Source organism: Rhodanobacter sp. TND4EL1, assembly GCF_054061035.1.
This window is the reverse complement of sequence record NZ_JBSSDT010000001.1, coordinates 870,689-885,849: the sequence shown is the minus strand read 5'-3', so window position 1 is coordinate 885,849 and position 15,161 is coordinate 870,689. Positions and strand designations below refer to the sequence as shown.

The following is a 15,161-nucleotide window of genomic DNA, read 5'->3' as shown; positions in this document are numbered from 1 at the left end:
ATGCACGGTCGGCTGCAGGGCGGGCAATGCCCGCCGTCTCGCATCGATGCAAGGTGAAAGCCGGCGGACAGTGTCCGCCCTACGGCGTCGCGGGCCCCATGTAGGGCGGGCACCGTCCGCCGCTCGGCGTCGACGTGCCGCCCAATCGTGCGCTACAGCTGCGACTCGATCGGCAGCCAGCTCATCACGCGGGTGGTGGCGCGCAGCCACCAGCCCGCATCCGGTTCGTGGTTGAGCACGCTTGGCGGCTGGGTGCTGCCGTCCAGCCATTGCAACGCGCCATCCGGGCCGCGCTGCAACTGGTAGCTCAGCGCCGGTGAGGCCAGTCGCAGGTATTCCTGGCGCAGGTCGTCTGCCAGCGCGGCATCGGCAAACAGCACGCCCATTTCGGTGTTGAGGTTGGCCGAGCGCGGGTCGATGTTGAACGAGCCGACGAAACCACGCTCGCCGTCGATGACAAACGCTTTGGTGTGCAGGCTGGCGCCGCTGCTGCCGAACAGGCTCTGCGCGGGTTTGGGGCCGTTGCGGCGGATCTCGAACAAATGCACGCCGCCGTCGAGCAGGCGCTGGCGGTAGCGTTCGTAACCGCTGTGCACCGCCGGCACGTCGTTGGCCGCCAGCGAATTGGTCACCACGCCCACCCGCGCGCCGTCGCGCGCCAGTCGCGTCAGGGTGGCGCTGCCGCTTTTGCCGGGGACGAAGTAGGGCGAGATCAGCAGCACTTCACGGTGCGCGCCGGTCAGATGGGCGGTAAGTCGTTGCTGCAGCCACTGCGTGCGATCGCTGGAACGGAACTTCAGCGGTGGATCGGAAGCCACCACGATCTGGTCACTCCAGTGCACCGCCAGCTCATGGTTGACCATCCGCTGCGCCGAGGGCGAGGCGGCAATGCGTTGCAGGTACGTCCGCGCATCGGGCCGGCCGGCCTCCTCGGTGAGCTGCGCCATCAGCGCGGCGGGAGTCGCTGCTGCCTGCCGGTTCAGTGCCTCGATCGGTATGGCGGCGCTGGAGTTCCAGAACGCGTCGAAAATCGTGCTGGCGTCGGCCACCGCCGGACCCAGCAGCAGCATGTCCAGGTCGCGGAAGTTCACATGGCTGTCGGCATCGAAATACTCGTTGCCGATGTTGCGGCCGCCGACCACCGCCAGCCGGCCGTCGACGATCCACGACTTGTTGTGCATGCGATGGTTGACGCTGAAGAAGCGCTGCACCATTTCCAGCAACCGCCACAGACCCGTGCGATTGCGGAACGGGTTGTACAGGCGCACCTCGACGTTCGGGTGCGCGTTCATCGCCAGCAGGGCCGGGTCCAGCCCCTTGGTGTTGATGTCGTCCAGCAGAATGCGCACACGCACGCCGCGTTCGGCCGCGGCATACACCTCGCGCGCCAGCAGGTGACCGACCAGGTCGTCGTGCCACATGTAGTACTGCAGATCCAGGCTGCGCCCGGCCAGGCGGGCGGAAGCCGCGCGCACGGCGAACGCATCCAGCCCGTCGTGCAACAGGGTGGCCGCCGTCTGGCCCGGATGACTGGCCAGCCAAGGGGCCAGCTCGCGGTCGATCGCGGTCTGCGCCGGCTGCAAGGGCAGTGTCGTGCCGGGCGCACCGGTGGCTTGCGGGGTCAGGTGGTCGGCCAGCAGCAGGCCGCTGGCCACCAGCAGCACCAGCGCCATTGCAAGCCAACCCAGACCGATCATGATCCTGCGCATCCGTGGCACCTCCGGCCTCCGATTATTCGTGGGCTTTCGTACATGTGCAAAGGCCTGCCGCGGTGGGCGGCAGGCCTTTGCAGAAACACGACATGCCGGAAAGCCGGCATGTCTTTGGCGAGGTGCTTACTGACCGCGCATGCGGCCCTGGAAGCGGGTGCCGCCATTGCCCATGTGCGCCAGCTTGATCTTGCCGATCGCGTTGATGCGCTCTTCGGCCAGACGGTCGGCCGCCTTGTAGGTCGGGATGCCTTCGTTCTTGCTGATCTCGAAGATGCGACCCAGGTTGTAGTAGATCGTGCGCATCATGCGCATCGCACGCTCGCGGTTGTAGCCGTCGATTTCCAGCGACACGTTCATCACGCCGCCCGCGTTCACCGCGTAATCGGGCGCATACAGCACGCCGCGCTTCTGCAGTTCGTCGCCGATCTCGTCGGTGGCCAGCTGGTTGTTGGCCGGGCCGCAGATGATCTTGGCCTTGATCCGGTCGATGGTCTGCTCGTTGACGGTGCCGCCCAGCGCGCACGGGCTGTACACGTCGGCGTCCACGTCGTAGATCTCGTCCAGGCCGACCGCTTCGCAGCCCAGCTCGTCGACGCAGCGCTGCACCGCTTCCTTGTTGATGTCGGTGACGAACACCTTGGCGCCCTGTTCGCGCAGCAGCTTGATGTACTCGCCGCCGACATGGCCGCAGCCCTGCACGGCGTAGCTGTACTTGCCCACGTCTTCATTGCCGTGCTTGGCCTGCAGCGACGCCATCAGGCCCTGCAGCGTGCCGTAGGCAGTGAACGGCGACGGGTCGCCCGAACCGCCATGCACCTGGTGCACGCCGGTCACGTATTCGGTTTCGCGGAACACGTATTCCATGTCGTTGACGTCGATGCCGACGTCCTCGGCGGTGATGTAGCGGCCGTTCAACGAGTTGACGAAGCGGCCGAACGCGCGGAATAGCGCCTCGGACTTGTCCTTGCTCGGATCGCCGATGATCACGGCCTTGCCGCCGCCCAGGTTCAGGCCGGCCACCGCGTTCTTGAACGTCATGCCGCGCGACAGGCGCAGCACGTCGTTGACCGCTTCCTGCTCGGTCTTGTACGGCCACATGCGCAGACCGCCGAGCGCAGGGCCCAGCACCGTGTTGTGGATCGCGATGATGGCCTTGAGGCCGGCGTCCTTGTTGTGGCAGAAGACGACTTCTTCGTGACCGGTCTTTTCGATGGTTTCAAAGATCATTGGAACGGTGACTCCATGATTTACGGTGCCGGTGGGCATCTACAGAAAGTGGCGGGGAGCGTGTGGGACCCCGCCGGGGGTGTGGAAACGCCTGAAACTCATCGCCCCGACCGGAGCCGGGGCGATGGATCAAAGCGACAAGTTTAGTACTTCGCCCCGGCGGGCAGTGATGCAGCGCATCAAACCGGCCGCGTATGGGCCCTCCGGGCGCGCGTCAGCGACCCCAGCCTCCGGCCCGGAAGCGCCAGTCGCGGCCGTGACGAACCCAGTGTGCGGGTCGGTAGTGGTAACCCGGGCGCACGGCCACCCACGTGCCGGTGACCCACACATGGCGCTGCGCTCTGGGGCTCCAGCGCCAGTATCCCGGTGCCCAAACATATCCGCGACGCGGGGGCGGCACCCGTTCGTAGCGCACGGCCGGCGGTGCGACTCCGACCGTCACGCCGACCGCCACGCGCGTGCGCGCGGCTGCCGGTGGCGCATATGTCACGCCGACGAAGGTCAGGCCCAGTGCGGCCAGCAAAGCGAACTTGAGCGGGGTACGAGTCATTGCGTTCTCCTCAGGCTGGGCCGATTCGTCGGCCGGCCATCAGAAAAACGAGGTTCGACACCTGCAGTTGACGCCACTTTTCCCGCCCGTTCAGCGACCACTCAAGCCGCGCTGGACTACAGCCGGCAGTTCGGCGCATGGCCGCTGGCGCGTGCCTGCTGGTACACCGGCAACAGCTGCGCCGCCTGCTGGTTCAGCGCCTGCGCCCGGTTGCCGGAGGACGGATGCGTCGAAAGGAACGCCGGTGGCTTGCTGCCGCCTTGCGCCCCCATCTTCTGCCACAGCGTCACCGCCGCGCGCGGATCGAAGCCGGCCTGCGCCATGTAGCGCTGGCCCAGCGTATCGGCCTCGCTTTCCTGGGTGCGCGAGAACGGCAGCAGGATGCCGACCTGGGCCCCAATGCCCAGCGCCGCCGCGGCGTAGCCGGCATCGGTGCCGCGGGTGCCGGCATAGATCGTGCCGGCCGCCACCGCTGCCTGGGTCGCCATGTTGTCCGACACGCGCTCGGCACCATGGCGCGCCACCACGTGCGACAACTCATGGCCCAGCACCACCGCCAGCTGGTCCTGGTTGCTGGCCAGCTTGAACATGCCCTTGTTCACGCCGATGCGCCCGCCGGGCAGGGCGAACGCGTTGGCGGTGTCGTCGCCGATGATCTGCACTTCCCATTGCTGGGTATTCCACGGCGGCGGCAGCACCGCGATCAGCGCATTCGCCACGCAGGTGGCATAGGCCCGCTCGCGCGGCGCATCGACGAACTTGCCCTGTTTGCGCATGTCGTTGAACGCAGTCAGCCCCATCTGGCTCATCTGGCTGTCCGACACCATCATCAACTGCGAGCGGCCGGTGGGCGAGGTGACACAGCCGGCCAGCAACGTGGCAGCCAGTGATACCAGCAGGTAGCGGTGCTTCATGGGTGATCCCCTTTCGATGGTCATGGTTCGAGCATAACCGCAGGAAATCACGATCGGAATCAACGCAACGTCGAGTAACGACCACCCGCGCGTTCCTGCGACTCCACGCCCGCCTGTCGATCCGTCATGCGCGCCGGGATCCGGCACGCAGCCGTCGGCGTGTCAGCCGTGGGTGAGTGGGGCGAGCAGGGTGGGGCCGGCTCCCTCGGTCTGCACGGTGCCGTCGGCGAGCGCATCGGCCCCGCCGGTGTCCGGCCGATCAACCCAGGGAGCCGCCGTATACGGTCCGGGTACGTAAGTTTGCCAGACGGGTCTGGTGCGTTCCCCGCTTTCCATCAGGTAGAAGCTCACCGGAACGTGCGCGGTCCAACTGTCCTGCCTGGCCAGCTCGCCGGTCGTGGGCGTCACGTAGCTCCATTTGCGGGCGGCCTTGAGCGCCGCATCGGCCAAGATCTCGCGGTACCGTCGTAGCACGCCCGTCGGCCCCAGGTTGTCGAGGTTGACCTGCTCGGCCACGGCGTCGGTCACATGGCCGTCGTGATCGACCCGCACGGCCAGGTACACCGTTCCCTGTACGCGAGCGCGGACCGCTGACATGGGATATTCCGGCTGAATCTTCTTGTTGCTTTCGGCAATATGCAGCGTGTCGGTGGAGTTTTCGCTGCCGTCACCGAACGTGGCGCCCCTGACGCGCACGCTGTAGTTGCCATCGGTTGTCTGCTTGAGCACCACGCGGACCTGCATGCCGGACTTGGCAACCACCGGCTTGCCATCGCGCACGACCGGGTGAAAGCGCCACCGCAACGCGGTCTTGCGCACCACGTCCGCGATGGGTTTTCCGTAACGGGCTTCGTCATCCACCAGCACAGTCTGCACCGTGCCGTCCCTGGCCAGCACGATGGTTCCCTTGACGACGGCGGAGGATTCCACGTCCTCGCGGGCGCTGGCCTGGGCAGTCATCGCCACTGTGGCGAGGAGTGCGGCAAATAGAACCTTCTTCATGCGGCTGTCCTTGAAGTTGCGTTGAAGTCGATATGTCGAGCGTGGCTGGCATGGGGCACTCCAGTCCGCTTCCAGCCATCCCGCGTCAGCCTTGCCGCGTTCGACAGCGTCATGCCGGACCCGGCAGCCGTCCATTCCCGTGCGTGATTTGTCCCCTGGCCGGGATCCAGTATGTCGGCAAACCGTCAGCCGTGGAAGGCGGTTCCGCCCATCGCAGCGGCCACGGGGCGTGGGGTACGGGCCGTGCGGCAAGCGCGCCGCAGCAAGCCCTTGCTGTCGATTCCCACTAGAATCGACGGGTTCAAGCCTCGATGTCCGGAGTTGCCATGAGTTCCCCCGCCAAGCACGTCCCCGCCAGCGCCCCGCAGGCCGAAACCACGCCGCTGCGCTTCGTCACCGCCGCCAGCCTGTTCGATGGCCACGATGCCGCCATCAACATCATGCGCCGGATCATCCAGGCGCAGGGCGCGGAGGTGATCCACCTCGGCCACAACCGCTCGGTGGAAGACGTGGTGCGCGCGGCGCTGCAGGAAGACGCCGACGCCATCGCGCTGTCGTCCTACCAGGGCGGTCATGTCGAATACCTCAAGTACATGGTCGACATGTTGAAGGAGCGCGGTGCCGCGCACATCCGCGTGTTCGCCGGTGGTGGCGGCACCATCACCCCGGAGGAAATCCGCGAGCTGCAGGCCTACGGCGTCGAGCGCATCTACCATCCCAACGACGGCATGAAGCTGGGCCTGGTCGAGATGATCGAGGACGTGATGGAGCGCACCCGCGTCGCGGTGGCCAAGCGCGTGGAAACCGCCGCCAGCCACGTCGACATCAACGACGAAATCTCCATCGGCCACATGCTTTCCACCATCGAGGAAAGCCGCTTCGCCGACGGCGAGCTGGAGCGCCTGCGCAAGGAGTGGAAACTCGCCGGCAAGCAAACGCCCGTGCTCGGCCTCACCGGCACCGGCGGCGCCGGCAAGTCCTCCGTGGTGGACGAACTGCTGCTGCGCTTCCTGCACGCGTTCCCCGAAATGCGCATCGCCGTGCTGGCGGTCGACCCCACCCGTCGCCGCTCCGGTGGCGCGCTGCTGGGCGACCGCATCCGCATGAATTCGCTGCGCAGCCATCGCGTCTACATGCGCTCCATGGCCACCCGCCGCCAGCACGCCGCCACCAGCATCGTGCTGCACGACTGCATCGACTTCCTGAAAAGCCAGCCCTACGACCTGGTCATCGTCGAAACCGCCGGCATCGGCCAGAGCGATTCGGAAATCGTCGACCTGGTCGATTTCCCCGCCTACGTGATGACCAGCGACTACGGCGCCGCCAGCCAGCTGGAGAAGATCGACATGATCGACTTCGCCGAGCTCATCGTGCTGAACAAGTTCGACAAGCGCGGCGCCGAAGACGCGCTGCGCGACATCCGCAAGCAGTGGAAGCGCAACCGCACCGCGTTCAACGTCAAGGACGACGACGTGCCGGTCTATCCCACCATCGCCAGCCAGTTCAACGATCCGGGCGTCACCTGGATGTTCACCAACCTGTGCCGGCTGATGCGCGAGAAAGTAAAAAGGGGTCAGAGTCATATTTCGGGCGAGAACGCAGCAAGCCATGGCGGTACGGAGTCGAAAAATGACTCTGACCCCTTTTTGCTTTCCTCCCCAGGCTGCAACTGGCAACCCCACCTCGACACCACCCTCAAATCCCCCCGCGCCACCGTGCTCATCCCCGGCGCGCGCGTGCGCTACCTCGCCGAAATCGCCGAGCAGGGCCGCGCCATCAACCAGGGCATCGAGACCCAGGCCGAGTTCGCCAGCAAGGCGCAGCATTACTACGAGTCGCTCAAGGAACTGGGTGACGAGGCGCTGCCGCAGCCACTGGACATGTACGCCAGCGACGCCCTGCACGCCGAAGGCGACCGTTCGCTGACCACCTTGCGCCAGCGCTACAACGCCGCGCTGAAGGAACTCAGCCACGAAGCCATCGAGCAGCTGCGCCACTGGCCCGCGCTGTTCGAATCGGTCACCGCCGAATTCAACGAATACAAGGTGCGCGACAAGGTCATCCGCGTCGACAACTACCGCGAATCCCTCAGCCACCAGAAAGTCCCCAAGGTCGCGCCGCCGAAGACCAAGGACTGGGGCGACCTGCTCACCTTCCTCGGCAAGGAAAACCTGCCCGGTCACTACCCCTACACCGGGGGCGTGTACCCGTACCGCCGCAGCGGCGAAGACCCCACCCGCATGTTTGCCGGCGAAGGCACGCCCGAGCGCACCAACCGCCGCTTCCATTACCTCAGCCAGGGCGGCGCCGCCACGCGCCTGTCCACCGCGTTCGACTCGGTCACCCTGTACGGTGAAGACCCGGCCCCGCGTCCGGACATCTACGGCAAGATCGGCAACTCCGGCGTCAACATCGCCACCCTGGACGACATGAAGAAGCTGTACTCCGGCTTCGACCTCAGCGCGCCCAGCACCTCGGTGTCGATGACCATCAACGGCCCCGCGCCGATGATCCTGGCGATGTTCATGAACACCGCCATCGACCAGAACGTGGAGAAGTACCTGCGCGAAGACGACGCCCGCTGGGCCGCCGCGCAAAAGAAGATCGATAAGCTCTACGAAGGCCGCCAGCGTCCGCAGTACCTGGGCGAGCTGCCCAAGGGCAACGAAGGCCTGGGCCTGGGCCTGCTCGGCGTCTGTGGCGACAACCTGGTCGATGCGGAAACCTACGCCCGCATCAAGACCGACACCCTGACCAAAGTCCGCGGCACCGTGCAGGCCGACATCTTCAAGGAGGACCAGGCGCAGAACACCTGCATCTTCTCCACCGAATTCGCGCTGCGCATGATGGGCGACATCCAGCAGTACTTCGTCGACCACAAGGTGCGCAACTTCTACTCGGTCAGCATCAGCGGATATCACATCGCCGAAGCCGGGGCCAACCCGATCAGCCAGCTCGCCTTCACCCTCAGCAACGGCTTCACCATCGTCGAGTACTACCTCGCCCGCGGCATGAGCGTGGACGACTTCGCGCCCAACCTGTCGTTCTTCTTCTCCAACGGCATGGACCCGGAATACACCGTCATTGGCCGCGTCGCCCGCCGCATCTGGGCCCGCGCCATGCGCGAGCGCTACGGCGCCAGCGCCCGCAGCCAAATGATGAAGTACCACATCCAGACTTCAGGCCGCTCGCTGCACGCGCAGGAGATCCAGTTCAACGACATCCGCACCACCCTGCAGGCGATGTACGCGCTGTTCGACAACTGCAACTCGCTGCACACCAACGCCTACGACGAGGCGATCACCACGCCCACCGAGGAAAGCGTGCGCCGCGCGGTGGCGATCCAGATGATCATCAACAAGGAGCTGGGGCTGAACTTCAACGAGAACCCGTGGCAGGGGAGTTACGTGGTCGACACGTTGACTGATCTGGTGGAAGAAGCCGTGTACAAGGAGTTCGAGGCGATCAGCGAGCGGGGCGGGGTGCTTGGGGCGATGGACACGATGTACCAGCGTGGGAAGATTCAGGAAGAGTCGATGTATTACGAGCACAAGAAGCATGATGGGTCGTTGCCGTTGATTGGCGTGAATACGTTCTTGCCGAAGGATCATGGCGGGGAGATCGCGACGGAGATCGAGTTGATTCGGTCGACGGAGGAGGAGAAGGGGGCGCAGATTGCTAATGTGCGGAGTTATGGGGAGGCTCGGAATGCGCTCGCGTCCGACAGTCTCAAGGTGCTACAAACGACGGCGCGGGAGAGGCGGAATGTGTTTGAGCAGTTGATTGAGGCGGTTAAGTACAACTCGTTGGGGCAGATTAGTCATGCGTTGTATGAGGTGGGTGGCGAATATCGTCGAAACATGTAGGATATTCCTTTAAAAATACGGAATTGGACACTCGCTAAATGGCGGATCACTCGTGGGTGGAAGACGCCTCGTCTAAAGACCTTTGGAAAATATTCACCCCTTCTGCCGCTAAGGACCTGGCCCGATCGCCAGTGGGACGAAGAACGAGAGATCTCTTGAGAGAGCTGCTCTTGAAGAGCGCGGGTCCGCAAAATCCCTGCATTGCCGATGTGTACGAAGCTGCATTCGCGCATCTGTCACGAAATCAACCTGCTGAATATTTCTACAAGAACGCGGTGCTTCAGCGAAGCGTATTGAGTAGCCACGGAAGCAGGCGGTCTCGAGTCTTTTTTGAGTTTCGCGCAGGAAAGTCAAAGCTAGATGCATTGATTGTCCGCGACTCTATGCACGCCTACGAAATAAAAACAGAGCTTGATCACTTTCGCCGGTTGCCTAGTCAGATTGCCGACTACCAGCAACGTTTTTCCCATGTCTGGCTTCTTACTAGTGAAAGGCAGGCGGCAAGGCTGGAGAGTCAAGTTGCGGACTCGGTCGGTATTGCGTACATGTCAAGTCGACGTACGTTTGAGATTTTGCGGGAGGCCTCTCGGGACACTGCTAATTTGCGAGCCGAATCAATACTTCAGTGTCTTCGCCGCAACGAGTATTTGAATGTGGTGCGCGAGTTCGGCTTCTCCGAAGCCGATATCCCGAATACGCTTGTATTTAGAGAGGCGATGAAATTTGCGGCGCACCTTGACCCTGAGGTAGTTCACGAGGCGACGCTTGCTAGATTGATGGACCGGCCCCGGCCGTTGTCGGTCACCGCGTTGATGAAGCTGCCGCTATATATTCGAGCTGCGGCAGTCGCATCCCGTTGCAGTGACGGAGATGTGGACATCATACTGGGTAACCTTGCAGGTAAACTCAATCACAAGGAGCGGGCGTGAATTACTATCCCTTTTTCCGTGGCAAGCAATATGAGTTAATTTGCCTTAGAGAGAATAGTGGTTTTGTCTCGAGGCAAGGATTCACGCCAGTCATCGAGCCTGTCAAAGAGGCGGCAAATGGGTTGCTCCGGACAATTGAGGCACTTAAGAAGGAGGAGGCTAGATTTCTTATCGTTGCTAATCCTTCAGTTGGCCACCATGCCCCTGAGTTGCCTGCGGATTTCGTGAGGGAAATAAGCGAGGCCATAGAAGGCTACGCTCTTGGCGGATGGGTTCTCCAGGTTCAAGAGTTTGATGATCTATTAAGAGTTCGCGAGTGGTTACGAGTCTCTCCAGGGTCGGCGATATTGCATCACGGCACGATGGCTGCCAAAGATGTAGTCGAGGCGGTGGGGGACGAGGATGGGACGAATCGCACCCATCTCTTCGGGGAGAAGTGCAGTCCGCGCTATCGCGGCGCTTTTCTATCAAACGAGAAGGTATTGCTCGAAGACGGATTCAATAAGACAAAAAATGCCGACTATCCAGATGTGGAGATTTTCTCCGAATTGCCGGTTACTTATCGCGAACAAGGCGCAACCGGCTTCGGTGACTACCTCATCGTAGGGAGCGACTACTCGGAGGGAGGCGGGGCGGCATATGCGGTTGCTATCCACATCACCTATGCCGATGTTGAAGACGACGGCGTCATTTACGTCAGACATTTCAAGTCGGACACCAATGACACCCCTACAGACCCCGCGGGGAAATTTAGAGAAGCGTTGACCAAGCTGGTTGACTACTGTGAGCGGGCGGGATCGAAGATTCCGCAGACTTCCGCGATCAAAGAATTTCAGAGATTGCATCAACATGGTCACTTCCCAGGCCTTGGGTACGTAAAGAAACTAAGCATGCAGCATCATCTCGAGATCATGGGGGCATAGCATGTGCTGCCCAAATTGCTTTGATGACGATTTTCTTTGCGGGTTCATCAGCGTAAACGCTGAGCGAGAGGGAGTTTGCGAATTTTGTGGCATGGACGATGTCCCGGTCATCGATTCGTCTCGCCTTGCCCCATACTTCGAGCAAGTACTCGACGGATATACGGTTAAAGTGGACGGCCGCCCGCTATGGGATCTGTGGGCCGAGGACTGGGGATTGTTTGCTTCGCGCGCGAACCCGCGACGCATATTGGAGGCAGTTCTGGGTGGAATTGCTGGGGCCACATACGCCGCGCGCGAAAGCGCATCGGCGCCATCGAGCGAAATTTGGAGCAACTTGCGCAAGGAGTTACAAGAGGAGAACAGGTTCTTTCCAAAAAACGCACCGGATAGAGAGCTATTTCGTTCTCTGATGGAAAACTTGGTGCTTGAGGATGTTCCCGCACAGTTCTTTCGTGCGCGACTGATGAGGGATGTCAACCCATTCAAAATCGACCAGATGGGAGCTCCACCGGCCGAACTGGCTTCCGATGGTAGAGCAAATCCAATAGGTATTCGCTACCTTTACCTCGCTGATCATTTAGATACTGCCATCTCTGAGGTTAAACCGCCTAAGAGCGCTCTTGTCTCTTTGGCTGCCTTTAGAGTATCTCCAGGCGGCGGGCTAAGGTTGATTGATCTGACTCATCCGCGTTTGACCATATCACCCTTCAGGGTCGCGTCATCCTCTATTACGGATGTGCGCGCCTCAATGTCATTTCTGGAAGCGCTTGGGGAAGAGCTCAGTGTTCCAACTCAGCCCTATCGTGCTACGCGAGACTATCTGGCTAGCCAATATTTGTGCGAGTTGATCAAGGTGTCAGGTTACGATGGAGTAGTCTACAAAAGCTCCTTAGCAGAAGGACGCAACTTCGCGTTCTTTGATGTGTCGACATGCGAGCCTTACGGTGACGTATCGGTCCATAGGATCATTGACGTAAAAGTTGAATCGGAGCAGCTTGAGATAAGAAGGGAAATGGGGTGAGGTTCCTACAAATGCTTCTGCGTAGCTGAAAAAGGGTATCAGTGCGGTGCGATAGAAAAGGCTTTCAGCTCCATTTGATCCTGCTTTTTGAAGTAGCAAATGAAATTGCCCCCTTTTTTTACGTGTTGGCTCGGCCAGCATTTTACTTTGGATCTAGCATGGCTTAAGTTTTAGTCAAAAATGGGTACTCAAGGGAGTAGTGATGGCCAGGCAGGAAGATACGGCAGTACCACTTCCAAAACTGGTGGCCGTGCTGGATCCAGCAGTCAGGAGATCGGTGCGCCAAAGGTTTGACGCGATGATGCGGGAGTTTAAGTATCTACAAGTAAACCGCGCAGACGATTTCACTTATTTGAGTGGCAAGGGCTGGACAGGCCAGAAACTAGAGGTGTTGTTCCTTCTGAATAGCTTTTATCAACTAGCTATTGGCCCCCTTCGTGCGTCCGCGCGATCGACTGCTGGCCTCGGCGCGACAATTCCAATCTTTCACGGGGCGGATTTGTTTGACAACTCAAGAGCTTATGAAGTTAGCCAGATGGTTGGTGCCTACAATTCGCTCTTGGAATCGTTGAAGATAAAAGCTGACTGGATGACGAAGAATACAGCAGGTGATCTTGTCTACTGGGTCACGAGATCGGAGCGCGAGCGGGAGGGGGTCATCTATGAGCGGCGTGAAGAGCCAGACCAAGGCGGCGAAAAGTAGGCCGTTGATTAAGTTGAAGCCGAAGCTGAAAACCAAAGGTTCAGCTGTTGATGCGACAACTGCCGCCTGGGTTAAACAGGCTGAGTCGTTGTCGAAAGCATTTGCATCGAGATACAAGGTGCTTATTCATTCTACTGATAGGCAGTTATCTGCTTCCTTCGAGATTGGATGCTTTCACGCGTTGCTTCAGTATTACGAGATTCAAGGCTATAAAATCAAACCGGAAAATCTAATTGATGGAAATTATCGCTATCTCACCACGCCGTCAGGAAACCCTGATAATTTTTCTCACGTAGCTTTAAAAGGTTTGGACGGTGAATTTGAGCTTCGGCAGCAGGTTCGTATCGAATCGCATGTGGATCCGGAAATTTGCTTTACTCCTGATTTATTGGTTCTCACCAAAAACGCGAGTGTTGGGGCCCAAAAGAGATTAGATTTTGCTGGGGGAAAACGCTCCTTTTTTAAGGTGTCCAGTGTAGATGTTGTTGCTGCGCACGAATGTAAGTCAACAAATCCATTCCCTGAGCTTCTTGTTTCCTTCATCGGGATGCTTGTGGCTGCTCATGCGTGGTATCCGTCGGGTGGTCACGCCGTTCTAACTAAGGGATCTGGGCACATGGCTCCGACTTTGTTCGTAGGTGGCACGGCCAAACCTTTGTACTTAAAAATGATTAGGGCGATGCAGAAGTGTTATGGGATGAACATCGTCTGTGGCCTGCACGAAGGAACTTGGGATCTAAAAGGGGCAGATAACCGCCTCACTTGGAGCTAAGTAAACCTCAGGAATAAAGGGAATAAAGGGGACGTGGCTGAAAAAGGGGTCAGGTTCTGGGAATTAAAGAATTAAAGGGGACGTGGCTAATTAAATTCCTGCTTGGGCTGTCACTGGGCGATAGCGCGCGGCGGCCTTCCACGCGGGCGAATCGCGGCGGGGCGTCCGAGGGTGGTTTCCACCATGCGCTGGAAGCGGCCGTCGCCGAGGGCGCGTTCCTGGCTGGCGTACGCGCGCAAGTGCTGCAGGTCATCGGGTGCGATGCCCGCATCCAGCCATTGTTGATAGGCGTGGGCGCGTTCGATTGGGTCGCTTCCCATGGCGAGGTAGAGCGGGTGGGGTGTGACAAGTGGGTCGCGGGCCCTGGCCAGATGCGTGTGGACGCTCGACCAGCGGTAGTCATGCGGCGCCTGGACCATGGCCGCGCGTACCGGGTTGAGCTCGATGTAGCGCATGACCGTCAGCAGGTAGCGTTCACTTTGCACCAGGCAGGACTTGAAGCGTCCTTGCCAAAGTGCGCCGCAACGCCGGTGCCTGAGATTGAATGCCTGCACGTAGGACTGGCCGACCCAGCCCATGGCGCGTGACAATGTCCCAACCGTATTTGGCGTGACCAGCAGGTGGAAGTGGTTGTCCATCAGGACGAACGCATGCAGGTCAATACCATGATCGCGGGAATTAAAGGGGACGTGGCTAATTAAGTTCCTGCTTGGGCTGTCACTGGGCGATAGCGCGCGGCGGCCGTCCACGCGGGCGAATCGCGGCGGTGCGTCCGAGGGTGGTTTCCACCATGCGCTGGAAGCGGTCATCGCCAAGGGCGCGTTCCTGGCTGGCGTACGCGCGCAAGTGCTGCAGGTCATCGGGTGCGATGCCCGCATCCAGCCATTGTTGATAGGCGTGGGCGCGTTCGATTGGGTCGCTTCCCATGGCGAGGTAGCGCGGGTGGGGTGTGACAAGTGGGTCGCGGGCCTTGGCCAGATGCGTGTGGACGCTCGACCAGCGGTAGTCATGCGGCGCTTGGACCATGGCTGCGCGTACCGGGTTGAGCTCGATGTAGCGCATGACGGTCAGCAGGTAGCGTTCACTTTGCACCAGGCAGGACTTGAAGCGTCCTTGCCAAAGTGCGCCGCAACGCCGGTGCCTGAGGTTGAATGCCTGCACGTAGGACTGGCCGACCCAGCCCATGGCGCGAGACAGTGTCCCAACCGTATCGGGCGTCACCAGCAGGTGGAAGTGGTTGTCCATCAGGACGAACGCATGCAGGGCAATACCATGATCGCGGAATGCTCTGCGGAGCAGGCGTCTGAAGTGATAGTGATCGTCCGCATCGAGGAAGATCGCGCCCTTGTTGATACCGCGCTGCGTGACATGCAGCGGGACACCTGACAGTTCGAGACGCGGCAGTCGTGGCATGGTAGTCGCTGGGGGAGTACAGGCTGTCACTGTGCTGTAGGCGACAGAATAGATCTGTAGGCGGGTACGCCCGTCGTCGGCAGGCAGGGGCTTAATTGGCCACGTCCCTTTTTTTCTAATTGGCCACGT

The 15,161-nt window shown here is 60.8% G+C and carries 13 protein-coding genes; 6 read left to right on the top strand and 7 right to left on the bottom strand.

All coding sequences use genetic code 11. The features are described 5' to 3' along the window. Positions 1-152: 152 nt before the first annotated feature. The 5 genes from ACVWWQ_RS04125 to ACVWWQ_RS04105 form a co-directional block, all read right to left on the bottom strand. Positions 153-1,709: a phospholipase D family protein gene (locus ACVWWQ_RS04125; RefSeq protein WP_133949765.1), complete on the bottom strand. Its 1,557-nt coding sequence runs from the start codon at positions 1,707-1,709 to the stop codon at positions 153-155. 126 nt (positions 1,710-1,835) lie between these two features. Continuing rightward, complete coding sequence (locus ACVWWQ_RS04120; protein ID WP_099651781.1) at positions 1,836-2,939, bottom strand: Glu/Leu/Phe/Val dehydrogenase dimerization domain-containing protein; 1,104 nt, start codon at positions 2,937-2,939, stop codon at positions 1,836-1,838. Positions 2,940-3,153: 214 nt separating this feature from the next. After that, complete coding sequence (locus ACVWWQ_RS04115; protein WP_099651782.1) at positions 3,154-3,489, bottom strand: YXWGXW repeat-containing protein; 336 nt, start codon at positions 3,487-3,489, stop codon at positions 3,154-3,156. Positions 3,490-3,605: 116 nt separating this feature from the next. Next, positions 3,606-4,403 (bottom strand): M48 family metallopeptidase, encoded by a 798-nt coding sequence (locus tag ACVWWQ_RS04110; protein ID WP_133949767.1) that lies wholly within the window; start codon positions 4,401-4,403, stop codon positions 3,606-3,608. A gap of 162 nt (positions 4,404-4,565) precedes the next feature. Continuing rightward, positions 4,566-5,405: an energy transducer TonB gene (locus ACVWWQ_RS04105; RefSeq protein WP_133949769.1), complete on the bottom strand. Its 840-nt coding sequence runs from the start codon at positions 5,403-5,405 to the stop codon at positions 4,566-4,568. A gap of 326 nt (positions 5,406-5,731) precedes the next feature. Here ACVWWQ_RS04105 and ACVWWQ_RS04100 point away from each other — a divergent pair, with 326 nt between their 5' ends. The 6 genes from ACVWWQ_RS04100 to ACVWWQ_RS04075 all read left to right on the top strand — a co-directional run bounded on the left by ACVWWQ_RS04100 (position 5,732) and on the right by ACVWWQ_RS04075 (position 13,619). Then, entirely contained in the window at positions 5,732-9,271 is a 3,540-nt protein-coding gene (locus ACVWWQ_RS04100; protein ID WP_133949771.1) for a methylmalonyl-CoA mutase family protein, read from the top strand. A 155-nt stretch (positions 9,272-9,426) separates the two neighbouring features. Then, on the top strand, positions 9,427-10,200 hold the full coding sequence (locus ACVWWQ_RS04095) for a sce7726 family protein (RefSeq protein WP_133949773.1): 774 nt from the start codon (positions 9,427-9,429) through the stop codon (positions 10,198-10,200). Beyond that, positions 10,197-11,123 (top strand): sce7725 family protein, encoded by a 927-nt coding sequence (locus ACVWWQ_RS04090; protein WP_133949774.1) that lies wholly within the window; start codon positions 10,197-10,199, stop codon positions 11,121-11,123. Before ACVWWQ_RS04095 ends, ACVWWQ_RS04090 begins: the two co-directional genes overlap by 4 nt. A 91-nt stretch (positions 11,124-11,214) precedes the next feature. Beyond that, the gene (locus tag ACVWWQ_RS04085) at positions 11,215-12,144 is read left to right on the top strand and encodes an RES family NAD+ phosphorylase (RefSeq protein WP_166669736.1); all 930 of its coding nucleotides are present in this window, start codon (positions 11,215-11,217) and stop codon (positions 12,142-12,144) included. Positions 12,145-12,346: 202 nt separating this feature from the next. Then, a complete protein-coding gene (locus ACVWWQ_RS04080; RefSeq protein WP_133949778.1) occupies positions 12,347-12,847 on the top strand; it encodes a hypothetical protein in 501 nt (166 codons plus the stop codon). Continuing rightward, positions 12,807-13,619: a hypothetical protein gene (locus ACVWWQ_RS04075; protein ID WP_457383306.1), complete on the top strand. Its 813-nt coding sequence runs from the start codon at positions 12,807-12,809 to the stop codon at positions 13,617-13,619. Before ACVWWQ_RS04080 ends, ACVWWQ_RS04075 begins: the two co-directional genes overlap by 41 nt. A gap of 110 nt (positions 13,620-13,729) precedes the next feature. Here ACVWWQ_RS04075 and ACVWWQ_RS04070 read toward each other — a convergent pair whose 3' ends face one another. Together ACVWWQ_RS04070 and ACVWWQ_RS04065 are read right to left on the bottom strand one after the other, a co-directional pair. Then, positions 13,730-14,428, bottom strand: coding sequence for a transposase (locus ACVWWQ_RS04070; protein ID WP_457383305.1), 699 nt, complete (start codon positions 14,426-14,428; stop codon positions 13,730-13,732). Continuing rightward, positions 14,337-15,032 (bottom strand): transposase, encoded by a 696-nt coding sequence (locus ACVWWQ_RS04065; protein ID WP_133949782.1) that lies wholly within the window; start codon positions 15,030-15,032, stop codon positions 14,337-14,339. The genes ACVWWQ_RS04070 and ACVWWQ_RS04065 overlap by 92 nt, the downstream gene beginning before the upstream one ends. Positions 15,033-15,161 lie beyond the last annotated feature (129 nt).